The organism is Kitasatospora sp. DSM 101779 (genome assembly GCF_025655475.1).
In the GTDB taxonomy this organism is placed as follows: domain Bacteria; phylum Actinomycetota; class Actinomycetes; order Streptomycetales; family Streptomycetaceae; genus Kitasatospora.
Genome location: NZ_JAHTIK010000001.1, coordinates 3251490 through 3272470 on the forward strand (window position 1 = coordinate 3251490; position 20981 = coordinate 3272470).

Below are 20981 nucleotides of genomic sequence, written 5' to 3' on the forward strand. Positions count from 1 at the left end.
CGGGTGGACGGGGACGTGGCCGAGTTCGCCGGCGTAGCCGCGGGCGCCGCGCAGCAGCCGGCCGTCGACCACCAGGGCGGCGCCGATGCCGGCCTCGGCGGAGAGGTGGAGGAAGTCGTCGGGGCCCTCGCCGAGCCAGAGTTCGGCGAGGCCGCCGAGGTTGGCCTCGTTGTCGACGTCGATGGGCAGTTCGGCGAGGGCGTGGGCGTCGGCCTCGCGCAGGGCGCGGCGGAGTTCGGCGCCGAGCGGCAGGTCGGACCAGCCGAGGTTGGGGGCGCGTTCGACGACGCCTTCGGCCGCGCCGACCAGGCCGGGTACGGCGACGGCGAGGCCGGCCGGGGTGAGGCCGCAGGAGTCGGCGACGTCGCGGAGCAGGACGGCGAGGTCGCGCAGGACGGCGCCGGGCGGGCGGTCGCGGTTGGTGACGTCCTGGCGGAGCCAGCCGCGGACCTCGCCGCGGAGGTCGACGACGCAGGCGGCGAGGTGTTCGACGCCGATCTCGCCGCCGAGTCCGGCGGGGCCCTGCGGGTCGAGGGCGAGGGCGGTGCCGGGCCGGCCGACCTTGCCGCTGGGGACGGCGGGGCCGCATTCGGCGACGAGGCCGGCCGTGGTGAGTTCGTCGACCAGGGAGGAGACGGCCGCCCGGGTGAGGCCGGTGGCGGCGGCGACCTCGGCGCGGGAGCGCGGTCCGGCGGCGAACTCGCCGAGGACGAGGGCCAGGTTGGCCCGGCGCATGCCCTGCTGACTCGCGGGCCGGGCCCGTCTGACGTCCGTGTCCCGCATCCCCTCGTCACCTCTCGTTCGACGGCCGAACACCTGGCCGACCGGTTGCAGGGTATCCGCGTACGCCCGTCCCGTTCGCGCGGCACTCGGAGCCGCGCGAACGGTACTCGGCCCGTGGGCCCCGGCCTGCACCGGGGCCCGTGGCGGCGGGCGTGGCCGTGGGCGGCGGCCCGTTCCTTCCGGGCGGTGTCAGCCGGTGGGGCGGGCGCCGAGCAGCGGCGCCCCGGCGGCCAGTACCGCGGCGATCCTGGCCGTGGTGGCCTCGTCCTTCTCGACCGGGTCCAGGACGGGTCCGGCCGCGGTGCCCCAGCGGCGGGCGACCTCGGCGGGGTGCTCTCCGGTGAGCAGGCCGGTGGCCTGGGCGGCGGCGCCGAGGGCGACGAGTTCGCCGGCGGCGGGCACCTGGACGGCCCGGCCGGAGAGTCGGCGGACGGTGTCCTGCCAGGCGCGTCCGCGGGCGCCGCCGCCGATGAGCAGCAGCGGTTCCGCGCCGGCCTGCTCGCTGCCGGCGGCGAGTACCAGGTCGAGGGCGGTGAGCAGTGCGTATGCGGCGCCGTCGTAGGCGGCCTGGAGCAGTTGCCCGGGGGTGGTGTCGTGGCGCAGGCCGTGGACGAGGCCGGCGGCGTGCGGCAGGGCGGGGGTGCGCTCGCCGTCGAGGAAGGGCAGGACGACGGCCTCGCCGCCGGGTTCGACGGCCTGCCGGTCGCGTCCGAGCAGGGTGGCGAACCGGTCGACGGCGAGGGTGCAGTTGAGGGTGCAGGCGAGCGGCAGCCAGTCGCCGTGGGCGGCGGCGAAGCCGGCCACGGTGCCGGTCGGGTCGGCGGGCCGGCCGCGGGTGACGGCGTGGACGGTGCCGGAGGTGCCGAGCGAGAGGGCGGGCTGCCCGTACACGGCGCCGTTGCCGCCGCCGAGGCCGAGTCCGAGGGCGGCGGCCGCGTTGTCGCCGGCGCCGAGGGCGACGGGGGTGCCGGGGCGCAGTCCGCCGAAGCGGCCGGTGGTCTCGCCGGCGGCGGCGCCGGGTTCGGCGAGCGGCGGCAGCAGGGCGGGGTCGAGGCCGACGAGGTCGAGGATGTCGGCGTCCCAGCCGTGCTCGCCCCACCAGCCGGTGCCGGAGGCGTCGCTGCGTTCGGCGGCGGGCCGGCCGGTGAGCCGCTCGGTGAGGTACTCGTGCGGCAGCCGGACGGCGGCGACCCGGCCGGTGAGGCCGTGGTCGCGCAGCCAGGCCCATTTGGTGACGGTGAAGGAGGCGTTGGGGACGCTGCCGGTGCGCCGCGCCCAGGTGTCCGGGCCGAGCTCGTCGACCAGGGCGGCCGCCTGCCCGGCCGAGCGGGTGTCGTTCCAGAGCAGTGCGGGGTGCACCGGGACGCCGTCGGCGTCCAGGGCGACCAGTCCGTGCTGCTGCCCGCCGATCGCGAGGGCGTCGGCGCGGTCGGCGCAGCCGGTGCCGGCGATCGCGTCCTGCAGGGCCTGCCACCACTGCCGCGGGTCGCTCTCCCGGGCGCCGCCGCTGCCGGTGACGGTGTGCGCCGCCCGGCCCTCGCCGAGCACCTCGCCGGTGGCGGTGTCCACCGCGAGCGCCTTGGTGGACTGGGTGGAGCTGTCCACCCCGATGACGATCCCTGCCATGACTTCCTCTCCGTCCGCCCGCGCCGGGACTTCCCTTCCGTGCCTGGGCATATTAGTTTGTTTTCTGCCCTGACGAATAGACCCCTGGAGCTCGTCATGCCCACCCCCACCCCCGCGGACAAGTTCACCTTCGGCCTGTGGACCGTCGGCTGGCAGGGCCGCGACCCCTTCGGCGACGCCACCCGCCCGGCCCTCGACCCGGTGGAGACCGTGCACCGGCTGGCCGAGCTGGGCGCCCACGGCGTGACCTTCCACGACGACGACCTGATTCCGTTCGGCTCTTCGGACGCGGAGCGCGACGCGATCGTCAAGCGCTTCCGGACGGCCCTGGACGCCACCGGCCTGAAGGTCCCGATGGCCACCACCAACCTCTTCACCCACCCCGTCTTCAAGGACGGCGCCTTCACCGCCAACGACCGCGACGTCCGCCGCTACGCGCTGCGCAAGACGATCCGCAACATCGACCTCGCGGTGGAGCTCGGCGCCACCACCTACGTCGCCTGGGGCGGCCGCGAGGGCTCCGAGCACGGCGCCGCCAAGGACGTCCGGGTCGCGCTGGACCGGCTGAAGGAGGCCTTCGACCTGCTCGGCGAGTACGTCGAGGAGCAGGGCTACGACCTGCGCTTCGCCATCGAGCCCAAGCCGAACGAGCCCCGCGGCGACATCCTGCTGCCGACCGTCGGCCACGCCCTCGCCTTCATCGGGAGCCTGGAGCGCCCGGAGCGGGTCGGCCTCAACCCGGAGGTCGGCCACGAGCAGATGGCCGGGCTGAACTTCGCGCACGGCATCGCCCAGGCGCTGTGGCACGGCAAGCTCTTCCACATCGACCTGAACGGCCAGTCCGGCATCAAGTACGACCAGGACCTGCGCTTCGGCGCCGGTGACCTGCGCAGCGCCTTCTGGCTGGTGGACCTGCTGGAGTCGGCCGGTTACGACGGCCCGCGGCACTTCGACTTCAAGCCGCCGCGCACCGAGGACTTCGAGGGCGTGTGGGCCTCGGCCGCCGCCTGCATGAGCAACTACCTGATGCTCAAGGAGAAGGCCCTGGCGTTCCGTGCCGACCCGGCGGTGCAGGAGGCCCTGCGGGCGTCCCGCCTGGACGAGCTCGCCCGGCCGACCGCCGGCGACGGCCTGGCGGCGCTGCTCGCCGACCGCGGCGCGTTCGAGGACTTCGACGTGGATGCGGCGGCCGCCCGCGGCATGGCCTTCGAGCAGCTCGACCAGCTCGCCATGGAGCACCTGCTCGGCGTCCGCTGAGCCGTCCGGTCGCTTCCCCGTCCCGCGGGGTTCCCCCCGGCGGGCGGTTTCCGCCGCCCGCCGGGACTCACACCCGCTCGGGTTCGAGGTCCTCCGAGGAGGGGCGCAGCCGGGTGCGGGTGAAGACCCAGCGGTTCATCGCCCAGAAGCGGAAGATCATGGCCAGGAAGGTGCCGACGATCATGCCGCTGAGGAAGTCGGCGACCTCCTGCGCGAGCGGGGTGACGTCCGGCTCGCGGAAGTCCAGGACGTACCGGGAGAAGATCAGCGGCAGGTCGTTGACGACCACCGCGAGCGCACTGACCACGAAGAAGAGGATCGCCTCGCGGTGTCGGCCGTTCGCCCGGAACGACCACTGGCGGTTGAGCACGTAGGACACCACCGTCGCGATCACCGTCGCGACGGTCAGCGCGACCACCGGCTTGTGCTGCAGCACGGTGAACTTCAGCCCGAGGTCGACGACGGTGGTCAGCACGAAGCAGGTGCCGCCCACCAGCAGGAACTTCACCAGCTTGCGGTGCTGCACCAGGAACGGCCGGTACCGCTCCGGGACTCGGGCCAACGCGCGTTGCGTAGGGGAGGGCATTTCGGCAGTCTCGCACGCAGAGGTTTCTGCGGCGTACTCGTGGCGTCCGCACGAGGTAACGGCGTCCCGGGGGTACGCCGCAGGGGTGCGGGGCGCCGCTCGGCGCCCCGCACCCCTCTACTTTGCCGCCGTCAGGCCGCGACCAGCACCTCCGCCGGCTCCAGGGCCAGCTTCAGCACCTCCCTGACGTCGGCGACGGCATGCACGGTGAGCCGCTCCAGCACCTCGGCGGGCACGTCGTCCAGGTCAGCCTCGTTGCGCCGCGGGATGATCACCGTGGTGACCCCGGCCCGGTCGGCGGCGAGCAGCTTCTGCTTGACGCCGCCGATCGGCAGCACCCGCCCGGTGAGCGACACCTCACCGGTCATCGCCACGTCCGTCCGCACCTTCCGCCCGGAGAGCAGCGAGGCGAGCGCGGTGGTCATGGTGATGCCGGCGCTCGGGCCGTCCTTGGGGACGGCGCCGGCCGGGACGTGCAGGTGGATGCCGCGGTCCCGCAGCCCGGTGACGGGCAGTTCGAGCTCTGCGCCGCGCGAGCGGAGGTAGGAGAGCGCGATGTGCGCCGACTCCTTCATCACGTCGCCGAGCTGACCGGTCAGGGTAAGCCCGGTGGAGCCGGTCTCGGCGTCGGCGAGCGAGGCCTCGATGTAGAGGACGTCGCCGCCCGCGCCGGTGACCGCGAGTCCGGTGGCGACGCCGGGGACGGCGGTGCGCCGCTCGGCGGGCTCCTGGGCGGACTCGGGGGTGTGGTGCGGCCGGCCGATCAGCCCGCGCAGGTCGTCGGCGCCGATCGCGGCGGGCAGCTCGCGCTCGCCGAGTTCGCTCTGCGCGGCGACCTTGCGCAGGATGCGGGCGATCGACCGCTCCAGGTTCCGCACGCCGGCCTCGCGGGTGTACTCGCCGGCGAGCCTGCGCAGCGCACCCTCGTCGACGGCCACCTCGTCGTCCTTCAGTCCGGCCTTGGCCAGCTGCCGGGGCAGCAGGTGGTCGCGCGCGATGACCACCTTCTCGTCCTCGGTGTAGCCGTCGAGCCGGACGAGCTCCATCCGGTCGAGCAGCGGCTCGGGGACGGCCTCCAGCACGTTGGCGGTGGCGAGGAAGACCACGTCGGAGAGGTCCAGCTCGACCTCCAGGTAGTGGTCGCGGAAGGTGTGGTTCTGGGCCGGGTCGAGGACTTCGAGCAGCGCGGCGGCCGGGTCGCCGCGGTAGTCGGAGCCGACCTTGTCGATCTCGTCGAGCAGGACGACCGGGTTCATCGAGCCGGCCTCCTTGATCGCGCGGACGATGCGGCCGGGCAGCGCGCCGACATAGGTGCGCCGGTGGCCGCGGATCTCGGCCTCGTCGCGGACGCCGCCGAGGGCGACCCGGACGAAGGAGCGGCCCATCGCCCGGGCGACGGACTCGCCGAGCGAGGTCTTGCCGACGCCGGGCGGGCCGACCAGGGCGAGCACCGCGCCGCCGCGCCGGCCGCCGATCAGGCCGAGCCCCTGGTCGGCCCGGCGCTTGCGGACGGCCAGGTACTCGACGATCCGGTCCTTCACGTCGGCGAGGCCGGCATGGTCGGCGTCGAGCACGGCGCGGGCGCCGGCGATGTCGTAGGAGTCGGTGGAGCGCTCGTTCCAGGGCAGCTCCAGGACGGTGTCCAGCCAGGTGCGGATCCAGGAGCCCTCGGGCGACTGGTCGCTGGACCGCTCCAGCTTGTCGACCTCCTTGAGGGCCGCCTCGCGGACCTTCTCCGGGAGGTCGGCGGCCTCGACGCGGGCCCGGTAGTCGTCCTCCTCGGAGGCTGACTCGCCGTTCAGCTCGGCGAGCTCCTTGCGGACGGCCTCCAGCTGGCGGCGGAGCAGGAACTCCTTCTGCTGCTTGGCGACCCCTTCTTCCACGTCCTTGCGGATGGTGTCGTTGACCTCCTCCTCGGCGAGGTGGTCGCGCAGCAGGGTGAGCGCGTACTCGAGGCGGGCCAGCTGGTCGGCCTCCAGCAGCACCTTGAGCTTCTGCTCGGCGGTGGCGAAGGGCGCGTAGCCGATGTTGTCGGCGAGCTCGCCGACGTCGTCGATGGCGGCCACCCGGTCGACGATCTGCCAGGCGCCGCGCTTGCGCAGCCACTGGGTGGAGAGCGCCTTGTACTCCTTGACGAGCTCGGCGGCCCGTCCGGCCACGGCGGTGCCGGCGGAGGACTCCCGGAAGGGCGTGGTCTCGACCCAGAGGGCGGCGCCGGGGCCGGTGGTGCCGGCGCCGATGCGCACCCGGCGGACGGCACGCACCAGCGCGGCCGGGTCGCCGTCGGCGAGGCGGCCGACCTGTTCGACGGTGGCCAGCGTGCCGGCGGCGGCGTACGAGCCGTCGAGCCGTGGCACCAGCAGCACCTGGGGCTTGCCCGGGCCGGTCGCCGCAGCCCGGGCGGCCTCGACGGCGGCGCGGACCTCGGCGTCGGACAGGTCGAGCGGGACGACCATGCCCGGGAGCACCACCTCGTCGTCGAGCGGCAGCACGGGCAGGGTGAGCGGAACGGACGTCGATGCCATGATCTCTCCCCAGTCAGCGAAGTTGAGCTGACCTGACTAAGGATTGGCGAGCCGTGAATGTTCCCCCGACGTCGTTCGCTCTGAGCGATCACCGGCGGGAGGCGGGAGCACGCCGGTCAGGCGCGGGCGGGCAGCGGGGCCGGGGCGGTCCGGCGGCGCCGGAGCGGGCGCCGGGGGCCGCGCCGCAGCGGGCGCCAGAGGGCGATGCCGATCAGCAGGGCCGCCGGGTGGCCGATGCCGGTGACGAGGTCGGTGCCGTCGAGGAACTGCTCGCCGACGAGGGCGGCCGCGATGCCGAGGGCGAGGTTCCGGCCGGCCGGGGGCAGCAGTCCGGCGAGGGCGCCGAGGCTGGCGAGGACGCCGTAGCTGACGCCGATGTCGAGGTCGCCGAGGGCGTCGACGGGCAGCGCGCGGACGGCGACGGCGGCCAGCACGACCGCCTGGGAGAGCAGGGTGGCGCCGACGTGCCCGGCAGCGAACACCCCGGCCGCCCGGCGGCCGCCGACCCGGCGTTCCAGCGGGGCGACGGTCAGCAGGAAGGCCCACAGATAAGGGGTCCAGACCGGGCCGGCCACCCAGAGGCCGCTCGCGGTGAGGGCGAGCACGGGGTGGTGCGCGAGGTTGTGAACGTCGGTCGAGGAGAGCGACTGCAGCCGGTGCACCAGCTGCGGATCCCCGAACCGGGCGAAGAGGGTGGTGCCGAGCAGCAGCGCGAGGTAGCAGAGCGCGAAGGGGTTCCGGCGCGGGGCGGGCACCGCGGCGACCAGGCTGCGGCGCAGGCCGCGCGCACGGTCGGCGATCCGGTCGCGGCGTACCGCCGCGCGACCCGTACCGCTCGCTGCCATGGGCCCTCCGTCCGCCGGACTGCCGTCACCCGCCCCCGTGTGCAACGCGTCGAGGGCGCGCGGCGATCCGCACGGACGGTGCCCGCGGAGACACCGGTGGCCCTTGTCGTGACCACGATACGTTCTGAGGCTGGGAGCCCGCTGGGGAAGAGCTGTGAAGAATGCTTGAGCTTCCTCGCATCGGCTGCACTCCTTGGTCCGTACCTGCCCTCCGTTCACGGAGGAGCGACCCGAAAGTAAGGGGCAGAATCCGCATTCACGACCATACGGATCGTTACAGCTGCGAATTTCGCCCGGTAAGGTATCGCCCCGTGCCCGGTCCCGACGGGGATCGGCATCGATCCGTGGCCCGGATGTGTCCGGGCCACCTGCCGGAACGCCCCCGGTGTCCGTACTCTGCGTGGAGTGCGGGTCGGGTGTGCGGACCACACACGGCGCATCCACGCCGCGCAGGGGGCCGACGGCGGAACGGCACCCAGCCGACGCGGCAGGCCGGGCACAGCCCACATACGGACCGAGACGACTACGACGCGGCGCCGCCACCCCCACAGGTGTCGGCCCGCAGCCCTGGGGGCGGTGGCGTGACCGTGACAGAGATTCAGCAAGAGACCGGCAGCAGCCCGGTAGGTACGCAGCGGCGAGTGCTGGTGGTGGAGGACGAACCGACCATCGCGGAGTCCATCGCGGCCCGCCTCGGCGCGGAGGGGTTCAAGGTCGCCGTGGCGCACGACGGCCCCGGCGCGGTGGACGGCTTCCACACCTGGCAGCCCGACCTGGTGGTGCTCGACATCATGCTGCCCGGCTTCGACGGCCTGGAGGTGTGCCGCCGGATCCAGGCGCAGCGCCCGGTGCCGGTGCTCATGCTGACCGCGCGGGACGACGAGACGGACCTGCTGGTCGGCCTCGGCGTCGGTGCGGACGACTACATGACCAAGCCCTTCTCCATGCGCGAGCTGGCGGCCCGGGTCAATGTGCTGCTGCGCCGCGTGGAGCGCGCCCAGCAGGCGGCCAGGACGCCGGCGCTCGGCTCGCTGCGCTTCGGCGAGCTGGAGATCGACCACGTGCAGCGCCGGGTGCGGCTCGGCTCGGGCGACGTCCACCTGACGCCGACCGAGTTCGACCTGCTGGCCTGCCTCGCCGCCCAGCCGCGCGCGGTGCTCACCCGCGAGCAGCTGCTCGCGGAGGTCTGGGACTGGACGGACGCCTCGGGCACCCGCACGGTCGACAGCCACGTCAAGGCGCTGCGCCGGAAGATCGGCGCCAGCTGGATCCGCACGGTGCACGGCGTCGGGTACGCCCTGGAGGCACCCCTTTCCTGAGCCGGTGCACCGAGGGCTGGGCCGCCGGGGGGCCCACGCCTTCAGCCGATGCGCCGCTCCGACCGCAGGGGCACGATGACCTTTCCACAGCAACGCAGAGGGGACGCCGCCGAGCGTCCCGCCCCCGGCCTGGCCGGCCGGGCCGCCCGCCGGGTGTGGGACGACATGCGACCGTTCGACCCGGTGCGGTCCATCAAGGGCAAGCTCGCCCTGCTGGTGATCGTCTCCGTCTTCCTGGCCACCGGAATGGTGGTCGTGGCGATCCGGTCCGAGACGCAGATCCGGATCATCATGATCTTCTCGATGATCGCGTCACTGCTGTTCATGCAGTTCCTCGCGCACGGACTGACCGCGCCGCTGCGCGCGATGACCGCCGCGGCCCGGGCGATGGCCCGCGGCGATTACAGCACCCGGGTGGACACCTCCTCCCGGGACGAGATCGGCGAGCTCGCCGACTCCTTCAACCGCATGGCGGCCGATCTGGAGGCCGCCGACCGGCACCGCCGCGAGCTGATCGCCAACGTCTCGCACGAGCTGCGCACACCGATCGCGGCGCTGCGGGCCGTCCTGGAGAACGTGGTCGACGGCGTCGTCCAGCCGGAGCCCAGGACGCTGGGCGCCGCACTGGAGCAGACCGAGCGGCTGGGCCGGCTGATCACCCACCTGCTGGACCTCTCCAAACTCGACGACGGCGTGGTGCCGCTGGACACCCGCCCGTTCGAGGTGCGGCCGTTCCTGGACGGCGTGCTGCGCGGGGTGACGGTGGACGGCGCCACCGCGGGCGGCGCCTACGGCCGCCGCGGCGACGTGCAGCTGAGCCTGGACGTGCAACCGGACGGCCTGACCGCCGTCGCCGACGAGGAGCGGCTGCACCAGGTGGTCGCCAACCTCGTCGACAACGCCTGCAAGCACTCCCCCGCCGGCGGCACCGTGACCGTGCGGGCCCGGTCGGGCGAGCAGAGCGGTGCGCTGCTGCTGCAGGTCGAGGACCAGGGCCCGGGGATCCCGTTGCAGGACCGCGCGCGGGTGTTCGAGCGCTTCGGCCGCAGCGGCTCCGCGACCGCCCAGGGCCCGGGCAGCGACGGCGGCACCGGACTCGGCCTCGCCATCGCCCGCTGGGCGGTGGATCTGCACGGCGGCGAGATCCGCGTCGCCGAGACGGACCGGGGCTGCCGGATCGAGGTCACGCTGCCCGGCGAGGCCGCCCTCCCCACGGGGTGACACGCCGTATCCGAACGTTGTCACACAACTGGGACACAGGGGGGCCGGTCCGATGTCGGACCGGCCCTTCACCTCGCAAAGTGTCCATATTGTCTGATTTTGTGGGGATAATGGAGCGGACCGAACGTGTCCAGGTACCCGCGTCTGCGGGTTTCTAACGCGCACAACCGGCCAAATTCCGGCCGATCACTGTGATCTGGGCGACGCCTGGCCAGGGGGGACTGCGCGATCACTGGTCGGAGGCGTAGCCTTAATCCCCGCTGTCCACCATCCCAAAAGGAAGCGGAAGAGGGCGGTTGCCCCGATGTCGCCACACCCTGAAACCCCCAGCTCGGCAAGCTCCACTGGCTTCGGCCCCAATGAGTGGCTCGTCGACGAGATCTACCAGCAGTACCTCCAGGACCCGAACTCGGTCGACCGAGCCTGGTGGGACTTTTTCGCCGACTACAAGCCCGGTACCGAGGTGACTCCAGTGACCCAGGCCGCAACCCAGGTCGGCCCCGCGCCGACCCCCGTTGCTGCTCCTGCTGCTCCTGCTGCCCCCGCCGCGCCGGCGCCCGCTGCACCGGCCGCGCCGGTCCAGCCGGCCGCCGCGCCGCTCGCAGCAGCCCCTGCCGCGCCGCCCGCGCCGAAGGCCGCCGCTCCGGCTGCGCCCGCGCCGGCCGCGCAGGGAACCGAGCTCGTCCAGCTGCGCGGTCCGGCGAAGGCCGTCGCCTCGAACATGGACGCCTCGCTGGAGGTGCCGACCGCGACGTCGGTGCGTGCCGTCCCGGCCAAGCTGCTGATCGACAACCGCATCGTCATCAACAACCACCTGCAGCGCGCCCGCGGTGGCAAGGTCTCCTTCACGCACCTGATCGGCTACGCCCTCGTTCAGGCCGTGAAGGCCTCGCCGGGCATGAACCACAGCTACAAGGTCGAGGACGGCAAGGCCTACCTGGTCAAGCCCGAGCACGTGAACCTCGGTCTGGCGATCGACCTGGTCAAGCCGAACGGCGACCGCCAGCTCGTCGTCGCCGCGATCAAGAAGGCCGAGACCCTCGACTTCTTCGGCTTCTGGCAGGCCTACGAGGACATCGTCCGCCGCGCCCGCGCCAACAAGCTGACCATGGACGACTTCACCGGGGTCACCGTCTCGCTGACCAACCCCGGCGGCATCGGCACCGTCCACTCCGTGCCCCGCCTGATGCAGAACCAGGGCACCATCGTCGGCGTCGGCGCCATGGAGTACCCGGCCGAGTTCCAGGGCTCCTCCCCGGACACCCTCGCGCGCCTCGGCGTCTCCAAGATCATGACGCTCACCTCGACCTACGACCACCGCGTCATCCAGGGCGCCGCGTCGGGCGAGTTCCTGCGCACGATCCACCAGCTCCTGCTGGGCGAGCACGGCTTCTACGACGAGGTCTTCGAGTCGCTGCGCATCCCCTACGAGCCGGTGCGCTGGGCGACCGACGTCGCCGCCACCCACGACGACGAGGTCAACAAGACCGCCCGCGTCATGGAGCTCATCCACGCGTACCGCGTGCGCGGCCACCTCATGGCCGACACCGACCCGCTGGAGTACAAGCAGCGCAAGCACCCCGACCTGGACGTCGTCCAGCACGGCCTCACCCTGTGGGACCTGGAGCGCGAGTTCGCCGTCGGCGGCTTCGGCGGCCAGAAGATGATGAAGCTCCGCGACATCCTCGGCCTGCTGCGCAACACCTACTGCCGCACCGTCGGCATCGAGTACATGCACATCCAGGACCCGAAGCAGCGCAAGTGGCTGCAGGAGCGCCTGGAGAAGCCGTACACCAAGCCCGAGCGCGAGGAGCAGCTGCGCATCCTGCGCCGCCTCAACTCCGCCGAGGCCTTCGAAACGTTCCTGCAGACCAAGTACGTCGGGCAGAAGCGCTTCTCGCTGGAGGGCGGCGAGTCCCTGATCCCGCTGCTCGACGCGACGATCGACGCCGCCGCCGAGCACCGCCTGGACGAGGCCGTCATCGGCATGGCCCACCGCGGCCGTCTGAACGTGCTGGCGAACATCGTCGGCAAGCCGTACGCCCGGATCTTCGGCGAGTTCGAGGGCAACCTCGACCCGAAGTCGATGCACGGCTCCGGCGACGTGAAGTACCACCTGGGCGCCGAGGGCACCTTCACCGGCCTGGACGGCGAGACCATCAAGGTCTCGCTCGCGGCGAACCCGTCGCACCTGGAGACGGTCGACCCGGTCGTCGAGGGCATCGTCCGCGCCAAGCAGGACGTCCTGGACCAGGGCGGCACCACCTTCCCGGTGCTCCCCATCCAGATCCACGGCGACGCGGCCTTCGCCGGCCAGGGCGTCGTCGCGGAGACCCTCAACATGTCGCAGCTGCGCGGCTACCGCACCGGCGGCACGATCCACCTCGTGGTCAACAACCAGGTCGGCTTCACCGCCGCCCCGGCGTCCTCGCGCTCGTCGATGTACTGCACCGACGTGGCCCGCATGATCGAGGCGCCGATCTTCCACGTGAACGGCGACGACCCCGAGGCCGTCGTCCGCGTCGCGCGGCTCGCCTTCGAATTCCGCCAGGAGTTCCACAAGGACGTCGTCATCGACCTCATCTGCTACCGCCGCCGCGGTCACAACGAGGCCGACAACCCGTCGTTCACCCAGCCGCTGATGTACGACCTGATCGACAAGAAGCGCTCGGTGCGCAAGCTGTACACCGAGGGCCTGATCGGTCGCGGCGACATCACCATGGAAGAGGCCGAGCAGGCGCTGCAGGACTTCCAGGGCCAGCTGGAGAAGGTCTTCGCCGAGGTGCGCGAGGCGGCCACCGCGCCGGCTCCGGCCACCAACGGCAAGCCGGTCGCCGACTTCCCGGTCTCCATCCAGACCGGCATCTCCGAGGAGATGGTGAAGCGGATCGCCGCCTCGCAGGTCAACCTGCCGGAGTGGCTGACCGTCCACCCGCGTCTGCTGCCGCAGCTGCAGCGCCGCGCCGCGTCGGTCGAGGACAACACCATCGACTGGGCCATGGGCGAGACCCTCGCCATCGGCTCGCTGCTGATGGAGGGCCACCCCGTCCGCCTCGCCGGCCAGGACAGCCGCCGCGGCACCTTCGGCCAGCGCCACGCCGTCCTCATCGACCGCAACACCGGCGAGGACTACACGCCGCTGCTGTACCTGACCGAGGACCAGGCCCGCTTCACCGTCTACGACAGCCTGCTGTCGGAGTACGCGGCGATGGGCTTCGAGTACGGCTACTCGCTGACCCGCCCGAACGCGCTGGTCATGTGGGAGGCCCAGTTCGGCGACTTCGTCAACGGCGCCCAGACCATGGTGGACGAGTACATCGCCTCCGCCGAGCAGAAGTGGGGCCAGCACTCCGGCGTCGTCCTGCTGCTGCCGCACGGCTACGAGGGCCAGGGCCCGGACCACTCGTCCGCCCGCCCGGAGCGATTCCTCCAGCTCTGCGCGCAGAACAACATGACGGTCGCCATGCCGACCTCGCCCTCGAACTACTTCCACCTGCTCCGCTGGCAGGCCCACAACCCGCACCACAAGCCGCTCGTCGTCTTCACCCCGAAGTCGATGCTGCGTCTGAAGGCCGCGGCGTCGGGTACCGGCGAGTTCCTGTCCGGCTCGTTCCGGCCGGTCATCGGGGACACCACGGTGGACCCGTCGCAGGTGCGCAAGGTCGTCATCACCTCCGGCAAGTTCTACTACGACCTGGAGGCGGCCCGCACCGAGCGGGGTGTCACCGACACCGCCCTCGTCCGCGTCGAGCGGCTCTACCCGCTGCCGGTGGCCGAGCTCCAGGAGGAGCTGGCCCGCTACGGCGACGACGTCCAGTTCGTCTGGGCGCAGGAGGAGCCGGCCAACCAGGGTGCCTGGCCGTTCATCGCCATGAACCTGGTCGACCACCTGCAGGTCGTCGTGGGCCGCAACGCCAACGGCGCCCGCCTGCGCCGCGTCGCCCGGACGGCCTCCTCGGCCCCCGCGGTCGGCTCGGCCAAGCGTCACGCCGCCGAGCAGCAGGCCCTCGTCGACGAGGTGTTCGCACTCTGACGCACCGTCACTGACACCGCGTCACCCGGGCCCGGTCCCGCCGTCCAGGCGGGGCCGGGCCCTGCCTTTCCCCACGAACGCGGCGGCCCCTGACGCCCCGGCTCACCTGCCGGGCCGTCAGGTCGCTACGGTAGGGCGCGTCGTACCGCACCTTCGGGGGAGCCGCCGCATGTCCAACGATCTGCCGTCCGTGTTCCAGCCGCTGCAGCCGGAGGACCCGAGGGAGGTCGGCGGCTACCGGGTCTTCGCCCGGCTCGGCGCCGGCGGCATGGGCCGGGTGTACCTCTCCTACACCCCGGGCGGTCGGCCGGTCGCGCTGAAGGTGGTCCGTGCGGAGTTCGCCGAGGACGGGGAGTTCCGGCGGCGCTTCGCCCAGGAGGTCGCCAACGCCCAGCGCATCCACGGCCTGTACACCGCGCAGGTGATCGACGCCGGTCCGGACGCCGGTGCGCCGTGGCTGGTCACCGCGTACGTGCCCGGCCCCTCGCTGCAGCAGGTGATCCGCGAGCACGGCGCGCTGCCGCCGCGCACCGTGCTGCTGCTGATCGGCGGCATCGCCGAGGCGCTGCAGGCGATCCACAGCGTCCAGGTGGTGCACCGGGACCTCAAGCCGGCCAACGTGCTGGTCGCCTCGGACGGCCCGCGGGTGATCGACTTCGGCATCGCCCGGGCCGCGGACGCCACCGCGCTCACCGGGACGGGGTACCGGATCGGCTCCCCCGCGTTCATGTCGCCCGAGCAGGCGCAGGGCGGACCGGTCACCGCCGCCACCGACGTCTTCGCGCTCGGTGCGCTGGCGGCGTATGCGGCCGGCGGCGCACCGCCGTTCGGCGAGGGCCCGGACACCGCGGTGCTCTACCGGGTGGTGCACGAGGAACCGGACCTGGCGGCCGTCCCCGCGGGCCTGCGCGAGCTGATGGCCAGCTGCCTGGCCAAGGACCCGGCGCAGCGCCCCACTCCGGCCGAGGTCATCGAGGCGGCGCGCAGCCACCCCGCGGTGGGCGGCCAGCTGCGGTTCGCCGAGGACTGGCTGCCCGTCCAGGTGAACACCGAGATCACGCGCCGCTCGGACCTGCCGCGCACCCCGCCGACCCCACTGCCGGCGCCGCCCGCCACGCCGCCGATGCCGACCGTCCCGGCCACCGCGCCGGCGATCGGCGCCCCGCCGGCCGCCGCCCCGCAGTACCCGGCGCCGCAGTCCCACCGCCCGACGGCCCCGTACCCGGCGGCCCCGTACCCGACCGTGCCGGCCGGTGCGGTGCCGCCGCCGGTGGGTGTGTTCGGGCCGCCGCAGCCGGCCGGCGCCCCGACCGCGCCGGTGGCGCCCGGCCCGCAGCCCGGCCGGCCCGCTCCGGGCGAGCCCGTCCGCCGGGGCGTCTCCTGGCGGACCCTGCTGGTCGTGGCCGCGGCGACGGCGGTGGTGGGCACGGCCGTCGGTGTGGCCCTGACCTCCGGCGACGACGACGGCGGCACCGGCGGCGGCACGCCGACCGTGCAGGCCGGCGGCACCCGCACGGCCGGTCAGGCGACGGCCGGCGGCTCGCAGGACTCGGCGGCGCCGACTGCCGCGCAGGGCGCCAAGGGCGGGTCCACCGGGAAGCCGGCCGGCGGGTACACGGCGGTCTACACCGACCAGGTGCTGTCCAGCCCCGACTACTCGTACGTCTTCGACCTGACGGCCGGCAAGGTGGTGTCCTCCTCGACCTCCCCGGCCTGGGTGCTGGAGCCGAGTTACGGCCACTTCAACTGGTCGAGCGGCTCGGACGCCTTCCTGACCACCGAGAGCCACCTCACCCCGGCCGAGTGCGCGGCGGGCGTCGAGCAGCAGCCGGTGGCCGACGTGAAGTACGACGCGCTGCCGGTCGGCGGGCTGTTCTGCCTGCGCAACCGGGAGAACGGCGGCATCGTCGTGGTGAGGACGGTCGAGCAGGGCAGCACCAGCAATGCGCGGGCGAAGGTCTCGATCAGCTACTTCCGCCGCAACGGCTGACCTGCGGCGGACTATTCTGACCGGGTCACACCCCACCGGACCGGAGCACAGCGTGTACTTCACCGACCGAGGCATCGAGGAGCTGGAGAGCCGTCGCGGCGACGAGGAGGTCACCTTCGAGTGGCTGGCCGAGCGGCTGCGGGAGTTCGTCGACCTCAACCCGGACTTCGAGATCCCGGTCGAGCGGCTGGCCACCTGGCTGGCCCGGCTCGACGACGAGGACGAGGACTGATCCGCAGCACCGCACGCACCCGCGTGACGAGGGCCCGGAAGGCATCCGCCTTCCGGGCCCTCACCCGTCTCGGGGTCGCGGTGTCGGGGTCGAGTCGGGGTCGAGTCGGGGTTGACTTCGCCACCTCGCGATATATCGTGTCTATCAGTCGACGCGATATACATCGCGAAACGGGAGGACGGGGAACCATGAGCGAGTGGACGGTCGAACAGCCCGACAGGATCACCATCGACGAGCCCGTCGAGGCCCTGCACGTACGGATCATGAGCGGCGCGGTCAACGTGGTGGCCACCGACGGCCCGGCCCGCCTGGAGGTCACCGAGCTGGAGGGCGAGCCCCTCAACGTCGACCTGACCGACGGCGTGCTCACCGTGGCCTACAAGGACTTCGACTGGAACGAGCTCAGCGAGACGGTGAAGTCCGTCCAGTCGGTGAAGGCCTTCCTCTCCTCGCTGCGCCGCAAGCGCCGCGCCGTGGTCTCGCTCGCCGTACCGGCCGGCACCGAGGTCCGGATCGGCTCCGCCTCCGCGGACACCACGGTCTCCGGGATCACCGGCCCGGTCTCCGTGCACGGTGCCAGCGGCGCCACCACCCTGGTCGGGCTCTCCGGCCGGATCCAGGCCAACACCGTCTCCGGCGACGTGGACGCCCAGTCGGTCTCCGGCGAGCTGCGGGTCAAGACCGTGTCCGGCCAGCTCACCGTGGTCGCCGGCACCGCCGACAAGGTGCAGGCCAGGACGGTCAGCGGCGCGGTCACCCTGGACCTCGACGTCCAGACGCCCACCGACATCACCGTCAGCACGGTCAGCGGCCCCGTCGGCGTCCGGCTGCCGTCGGTGGCCGACGCCAAGGTCGAGGCCGGCACCACCACCGGCGACGTCACCTCCACCTTCGCCGAGCTCACCGTGGCCGGCAGCTGGGGCGCCAAGCGGCTCTCCGGCCAGCTCGGCAGCGGCACCGGCCGCCTCCAGGTGACCACGGTCTCCGGCGCGATCACGGTGCTGCACCGGCCGGAGGACGAGGACGCGCCCCCCGCCAAGGAGCTCACCGGCGGCCCCGACCTGACCAAGCCCGACCTGACCAAGGAGGCCTGAGCGATGTCCCCCGTCTTCGGCCACGGCCGGCTCCGGCTGTACCTCCTCAAGCTGCTCGACGAGTCCCCGCGGCACGGCTACGAGGTGATCCGCCTGCTGGAGGAGCGCTTCCAGGGCCTCTACGCGCCGTCCGCCGGCACGGTCTACCCGCGGCTCGCCAAGCTGGAGAAGGAGGGCCTGGTCACCCACAGCACGGAGGGCGGCCGCAAGATCTACCGGCTCACCGACGCGGGCCGCGCCGAGCTGGCCGCCCGTCAGGACGAGCTCGCCGAGCTGGAGGTGGAGATCCGCGACTCGGTCGCCCACCTCGCCGGCGCGATCCGCGAGGACGTCCGGGACACCGCCAAGGACCTCCGCGAGGAGCTCTGGGGCGCCGCCCGCAAGGCCCCCCGCCCGGAGACCGCACCCGGCGGCGACCCGTGGGCCGGCCCCTGGGGCGACAAGGAGGCCTGGCAGCGCGCCAAGGAGGAGTACGAGCGGTTCAAGTCGCAGGCCAAGGAGCAGGCCAAGCGCGCCAAGGAGCAGGAGCGCGCCGCCAAGGCCAAGGCGAAGGCCGCCGAGGCGGAGGCCCGCCGGCTGCGCGAGCAGTCCAGGGCCGCCCGCACCGCCGCCCAGCAGGAGGCGCTGCGGATCAAGCGGCGGGTGGAGGAGCAGGTCCGCGAGCACACGGCCCGCGGCGAATGGTCCACCGGTCTGGCCGAGGGTCTGGCCGAGCTCACCCGCAGCCTCGGCGGTCTGGCGGACGCCGCCCGCTGGGGCCACCCCGCCCCGGCCGAGGAGGTCCGGATCACCCGGATCGACCTCGACGAGGACGGCGCGGACGACGGCACCGAGGAACTGCCCGGCTGGGCGCGGACCGATCCGGACGCCGACCCGGCCCGCGAGCTGGAGCGGCTGCTCGACCGCTTCCGCGACCACGTCCGGGACACCGCCCGCGACAGCGGGGTGACCGGCGATCAGCTGGCCCGCGCACAGGCGACGCTGACCGCCGCGGCCAAGCGGCTGTTCGGCTGAGCACACGGCACGGCGGAGGCCCTGGCGGACTGCGGTCCGCCAGGGCCTCCGTGGTGTCAGGGCGCGGTCCGCAGGGTCAGGGCGCGGTCCGCAGGGTCAGGGCGCGGTCCGCAGGGTCAGGGCGTCAGCACGATCTTGCCGAAGACGTCGCCCTTGGCGAGCCGGGCGAATCCGTCGCGGGCCTCGGTGAGCGGCAGGACGGAGTCGATGACCGGCCGCACCCCGGTGTTGGCGCAGAGCGCCAGCAGGCCGGCGAGCTCCTCCTTGGTGCCCATGGTGGAGCCGACCACCTTGAGCTCCAGGAAGAAGATCCGGTTCAGCTCGGCGGCCTTCGGGCTCGGGCCCGAGGTGGCGCCGGAGATGACGATGGTTCCGCCCGGGCGCAGCGACTTCACCGAGTGCGACCAGGTGGCGGCGCCCACCGTCTCCATCACGGCGTCCACCCGCTCGGGCAGCCGGGCGCCGCTCTCGAAGGCGGCGTCGGCGCCGAGCTCCACCGCGCGGGCGCGCTTGGCCTCGTCCCGTCCGGTGACCCAGACCCGCAGGCCGGCGGCCTTGGCGAGGACGACCAGCGCGGTGGAGACACCGCCGCCGGCGCCCTGGACGAGGACGGTGTCGCCGGGCTTGACGCCGGCGTTGGTGAAGAGCATCCGGTAGGCCGTCAGCCAGGCGGTGGGCAGGCAGGCGGCCTGTTCGAAGGTCAGCTCCGCCGGCTTGGGCAGCAGGTTCCAGGTGGGGACGGCGACCTTGCCGGCGAAGGTGCCCTGGTAGCGCTCGGTCAGGATGGAGCGCGGCTCGTCCGGGCCGACCCCGTGACCGCTCTGGCCGACGACGGAGTGGATGACGACCTCGTTGCCGTGCTCGTCGACGCCGGCGGCGTCGCAGCCGAGGATCATCGGCAGTCGCTCGGCGGGCAGGCCGACTCCGCGCAGCGACCAGAGGTCGTGGTGGTTGAGGGTGGCGGCCCTGACGGTGACGACGCTCCAGCCCTCGCGGGCCTCGGGCTCCGGGAGTTCGCCCAACTCCAGTGCGCTCAGCGGGTCGTCCGGATCGATGCGGGCGGCGTAGGCAGCGAACATGGTCCGGACGATATCGGCGCGGGCGGGGCGGCCGGTACCACGCAACCGTGTGACCTGCGCTACCGCAGGAACGCACCGGGGGCGCGTGGAGGCATTGCCTCCGCGCGCCCCCTGGGTGGTACGCCCGGGCGATGGGCCGTCAGGCGCGGGCGACGCCCTCGGCGCGGGCGGCCTCGGCGACGGCCTTGGACACCGCCGGCGCGACCCGCTCGTCGAACGGCGAGGGGATGACCTTCTGCGGGGTCAGCTCGTCGGCGACCACGGCGGCGAGCGCCTGGGCGGCGGCGAGCTTCATGCCCTCGGTGATCCGGGTGGCCCGGACCTGCAGGGCGCCGGCGAAGATGCCGGGGAAGGCCAGCACGTTGTTGATCTGGTTCGGGAAGTCGCTGCGCCCGGTGGCGACGACCGCCGCGTACTTGTGCGCGACCTCGGGGTGGATCTCCGGGTTCGGGTTGGCCATCGCGAAGACGAAGCAGCCCTCGGCCATGGTGGCGACGACGTCCTCCGGGACGGTGCCGCCGGAGACGCCGATGAAGACGTCGGCGCCGGCGAGCGCGTCGGCCAGCGAGCCCTTGAGGCCGGTCCGGTTGGTCAGGGCGGCGATCTCGGCCTTGACGTCGGTGAGGTCCTCGCGGCCCTGGTGGACGACGCCGCGGCGGTCGCAGACGGCGACGTCGCCGATGCCGGCGGCGAGCAGCATCTTGGCGATGGCGATGCCGGCGGCGCCGGCGCCGGAGATGACGGCGCGCAGGCTGCCGACCTCGCGGCCGGTCACCTTGGCGGCGTTCCACAGCGCGGCGGTGGTCACGATCGCGGTGCCGTGCTGGTCGTCGTGGAAGATCGGGATGTCCAGGGCGTCCTGCAGCCGGCGCTCGATCTCGAAGCAGCGCGGCGCGGAGATGTCCTCCAGGTTGACGCCGCCGAAGGACGGGGCCAGCCGCACGACGGTCTCGACGATCTCGTCCACCCCGGTGCAGGCCAGCGCGATCGGCACGGCGTCGACGCCGCCGAACTGCTTGAAGAGGATCGCCTTGCCCTCCATCACGGGCAGCGAGGCCTCGGGGCCGATGTCGCCGAGGCCGAGCACGGCGGTGCCGTCGGTGACCACGGCGACGGTGTTGGACTTCCAGGTGTAGTCGTTGACCAGCTCGGGCTGCTCGGCGATGGCGGTGCAGACCCGGGCGACACCGGGGGTGTAGGCGAGGGACAGGTCGTCCGCGTCGCGCACCGGAACCGTGGCCCGGACCTCCATCTTGCCGCCGCGGTGGAGCGCGAAGACGGCGTCGACCGGATCGTCGGTGTCCTGGGTGTTGGGGTGGATGATCTCCGCTGCCACGTTGACCTCTTCGTCAATTGATCAGCGAGGACGCTCGGACC

The 20981-nt window shown here is 73.2% G+C and carries 15 protein-coding genes; 8 read left to right on the forward strand and 7 right to left on the reverse strand.

Going from position 1 to position 20981, the window contains the following annotated elements; all coding sequences use genetic code 11:
- Together KSNIM_RS14805 and xylB are read right to left on the reverse strand one after the other, a co-directional pair.
- Positions 1 to 783, reverse strand: a 783-nt coding sequence (locus KSNIM_RS14805) for an ROK family transcriptional regulator (protein WP_263103684.1), incomplete at its 3' end; no start/stop codon positions are given.
- 189 nt (positions 784 to 972) lie between these two features.
- Positions 973 to 2409: a xylulokinase gene (gene xylB, locus KSNIM_RS14810; protein WP_263103685.1), complete on the reverse strand. Its 1437-nt coding sequence runs from the start codon at positions 2407 to 2409 to the stop codon at positions 973 to 975.
- Between the two features lie 96 nt (positions 2410 to 2505).
- Between xylB and xylA the strand changes: the two genes are divergently transcribed.
- Positions 2506 to 3666, forward strand: coding sequence for a xylose isomerase (gene xylA, locus KSNIM_RS14815; RefSeq protein WP_263103686.1), 1161 nt, complete (start codon positions 2506 to 2508; stop codon positions 3664 to 3666).
- A 67-nt stretch (positions 3667 to 3733) separates the two neighbouring features.
- Here xylA and KSNIM_RS14820 read toward each other — a convergent pair whose 3' ends face one another.
- The 3 genes from KSNIM_RS14820 to KSNIM_RS14830 all read right to left on the reverse strand — a co-directional run bounded on the left by KSNIM_RS14820 (position 3734) and on the right by KSNIM_RS14830 (position 7622).
- The gene (locus KSNIM_RS14820; protein WP_263103687.1) at positions 3734 to 4228 is read right to left on the reverse strand and encodes a GtrA family protein; all 495 of its coding nucleotides are present in this window, start codon (positions 4226 to 4228) and stop codon (positions 3734 to 3736) included.
- A 155-nt stretch (positions 4229 to 4383) separates the two neighbouring features.
- Entirely contained in the window at positions 4384 to 6777 is a 2394-nt protein-coding gene (gene lon / locus KSNIM_RS14825) for an endopeptidase La (protein ID WP_263103688.1), read from the reverse strand.
- 116 nt (positions 6778 to 6893) lie between these two features.
- Positions 6894 to 7622 carry a rhomboid-like protein gene (locus KSNIM_RS14830; protein WP_263103689.1) on the reverse strand — a complete coding sequence of 243 codons (729 nt, stop codon included), beginning with the start codon at positions 7620 to 7622 and terminating at the stop codon, positions 6894 to 6896.
- Positions 7623 to 8209: 587 nt separating this feature from the next.
- On the opposite strand from KSNIM_RS14830, the gene KSNIM_RS14835 reads away from it, so the two are divergent.
- From KSNIM_RS14835 to KSNIM_RS14865, 7 genes are all read left to right on the forward strand, one after another.
- On the forward strand, positions 8210 to 8941 hold the full coding sequence (locus KSNIM_RS14835; RefSeq protein WP_030267975.1) for a response regulator transcription factor: 732 nt from the start codon (positions 8210 to 8212) through the stop codon (positions 8939 to 8941).
- A 75-nt stretch (positions 8942 to 9016) separates the two neighbouring features.
- Positions 9017 to 10162, forward strand: a complete 1146-nt coding sequence (locus KSNIM_RS14840; RefSeq protein WP_263103690.1) for an ATP-binding protein — start codon at positions 9017 to 9019, stop codon at positions 10160 to 10162.
- Between the two features lie 304 nt (positions 10163 to 10466).
- Complete coding sequence (locus KSNIM_RS14845) at positions 10467 to 14195, forward strand: multifunctional oxoglutarate decarboxylase/oxoglutarate dehydrogenase thiamine pyrophosphate-binding subunit/dihydrolipoyllysine-residue succinyltransferase subunit (RefSeq protein WP_263103691.1); 3729 nt, start codon at positions 10467 to 10469, stop codon at positions 14193 to 14195.
- Between the two features lie 169 nt (positions 14196 to 14364).
- Positions 14365 to 16185 (forward strand): serine/threonine-protein kinase, encoded by a 1821-nt coding sequence (locus tag KSNIM_RS14850; protein ID WP_263103692.1) that lies wholly within the window; start codon positions 14365 to 14367, stop codon positions 16183 to 16185.
- Between the two features lie 52 nt (positions 16186 to 16237).
- Complete coding sequence (locus tag KSNIM_RS14855; RefSeq protein WP_030267971.1) at positions 16238 to 16417, forward strand: DUF6104 family protein; 180 nt, start codon at positions 16238 to 16240, stop codon at positions 16415 to 16417.
- A 188-nt stretch (positions 16418 to 16605) separates the two neighbouring features.
- Entirely contained in the window at positions 16606 to 17511 is a 906-nt protein-coding gene (locus KSNIM_RS14860; RefSeq protein WP_263103693.1) for a DUF4097 family beta strand repeat-containing protein, read from the forward strand.
- 3 nt (positions 17512 to 17514) lie between these two features.
- On the forward strand, positions 17515 to 18525 hold the full coding sequence (locus KSNIM_RS14865; RefSeq protein ID WP_263103694.1) for a PadR family transcriptional regulator: 1011 nt from the start codon (positions 17515 to 17517) through the stop codon (positions 18523 to 18525).
- Positions 18526 to 18641: 116 nt separating this feature from the next.
- On the opposite strand, the gene KSNIM_RS14870 is transcribed toward KSNIM_RS14865, so the two are convergent.
- Positions 18642 to 19604: a zinc-binding dehydrogenase gene (locus tag KSNIM_RS14870; RefSeq protein ID WP_263103695.1), complete on the reverse strand. Its 963-nt coding sequence runs from the start codon at positions 19602 to 19604 to the stop codon at positions 18642 to 18644.
- A 139-nt stretch (positions 19605 to 19743) separates the two neighbouring features.
- On the reverse strand, positions 19744 to 20940 hold the full coding sequence (locus KSNIM_RS14875) for an NADP-dependent malic enzyme (RefSeq protein WP_317634019.1): 1197 nt from the start codon (positions 20938 to 20940) through the stop codon (positions 19744 to 19746).
- Positions 20941 to 20981: the final 41 nt, after the last annotated feature.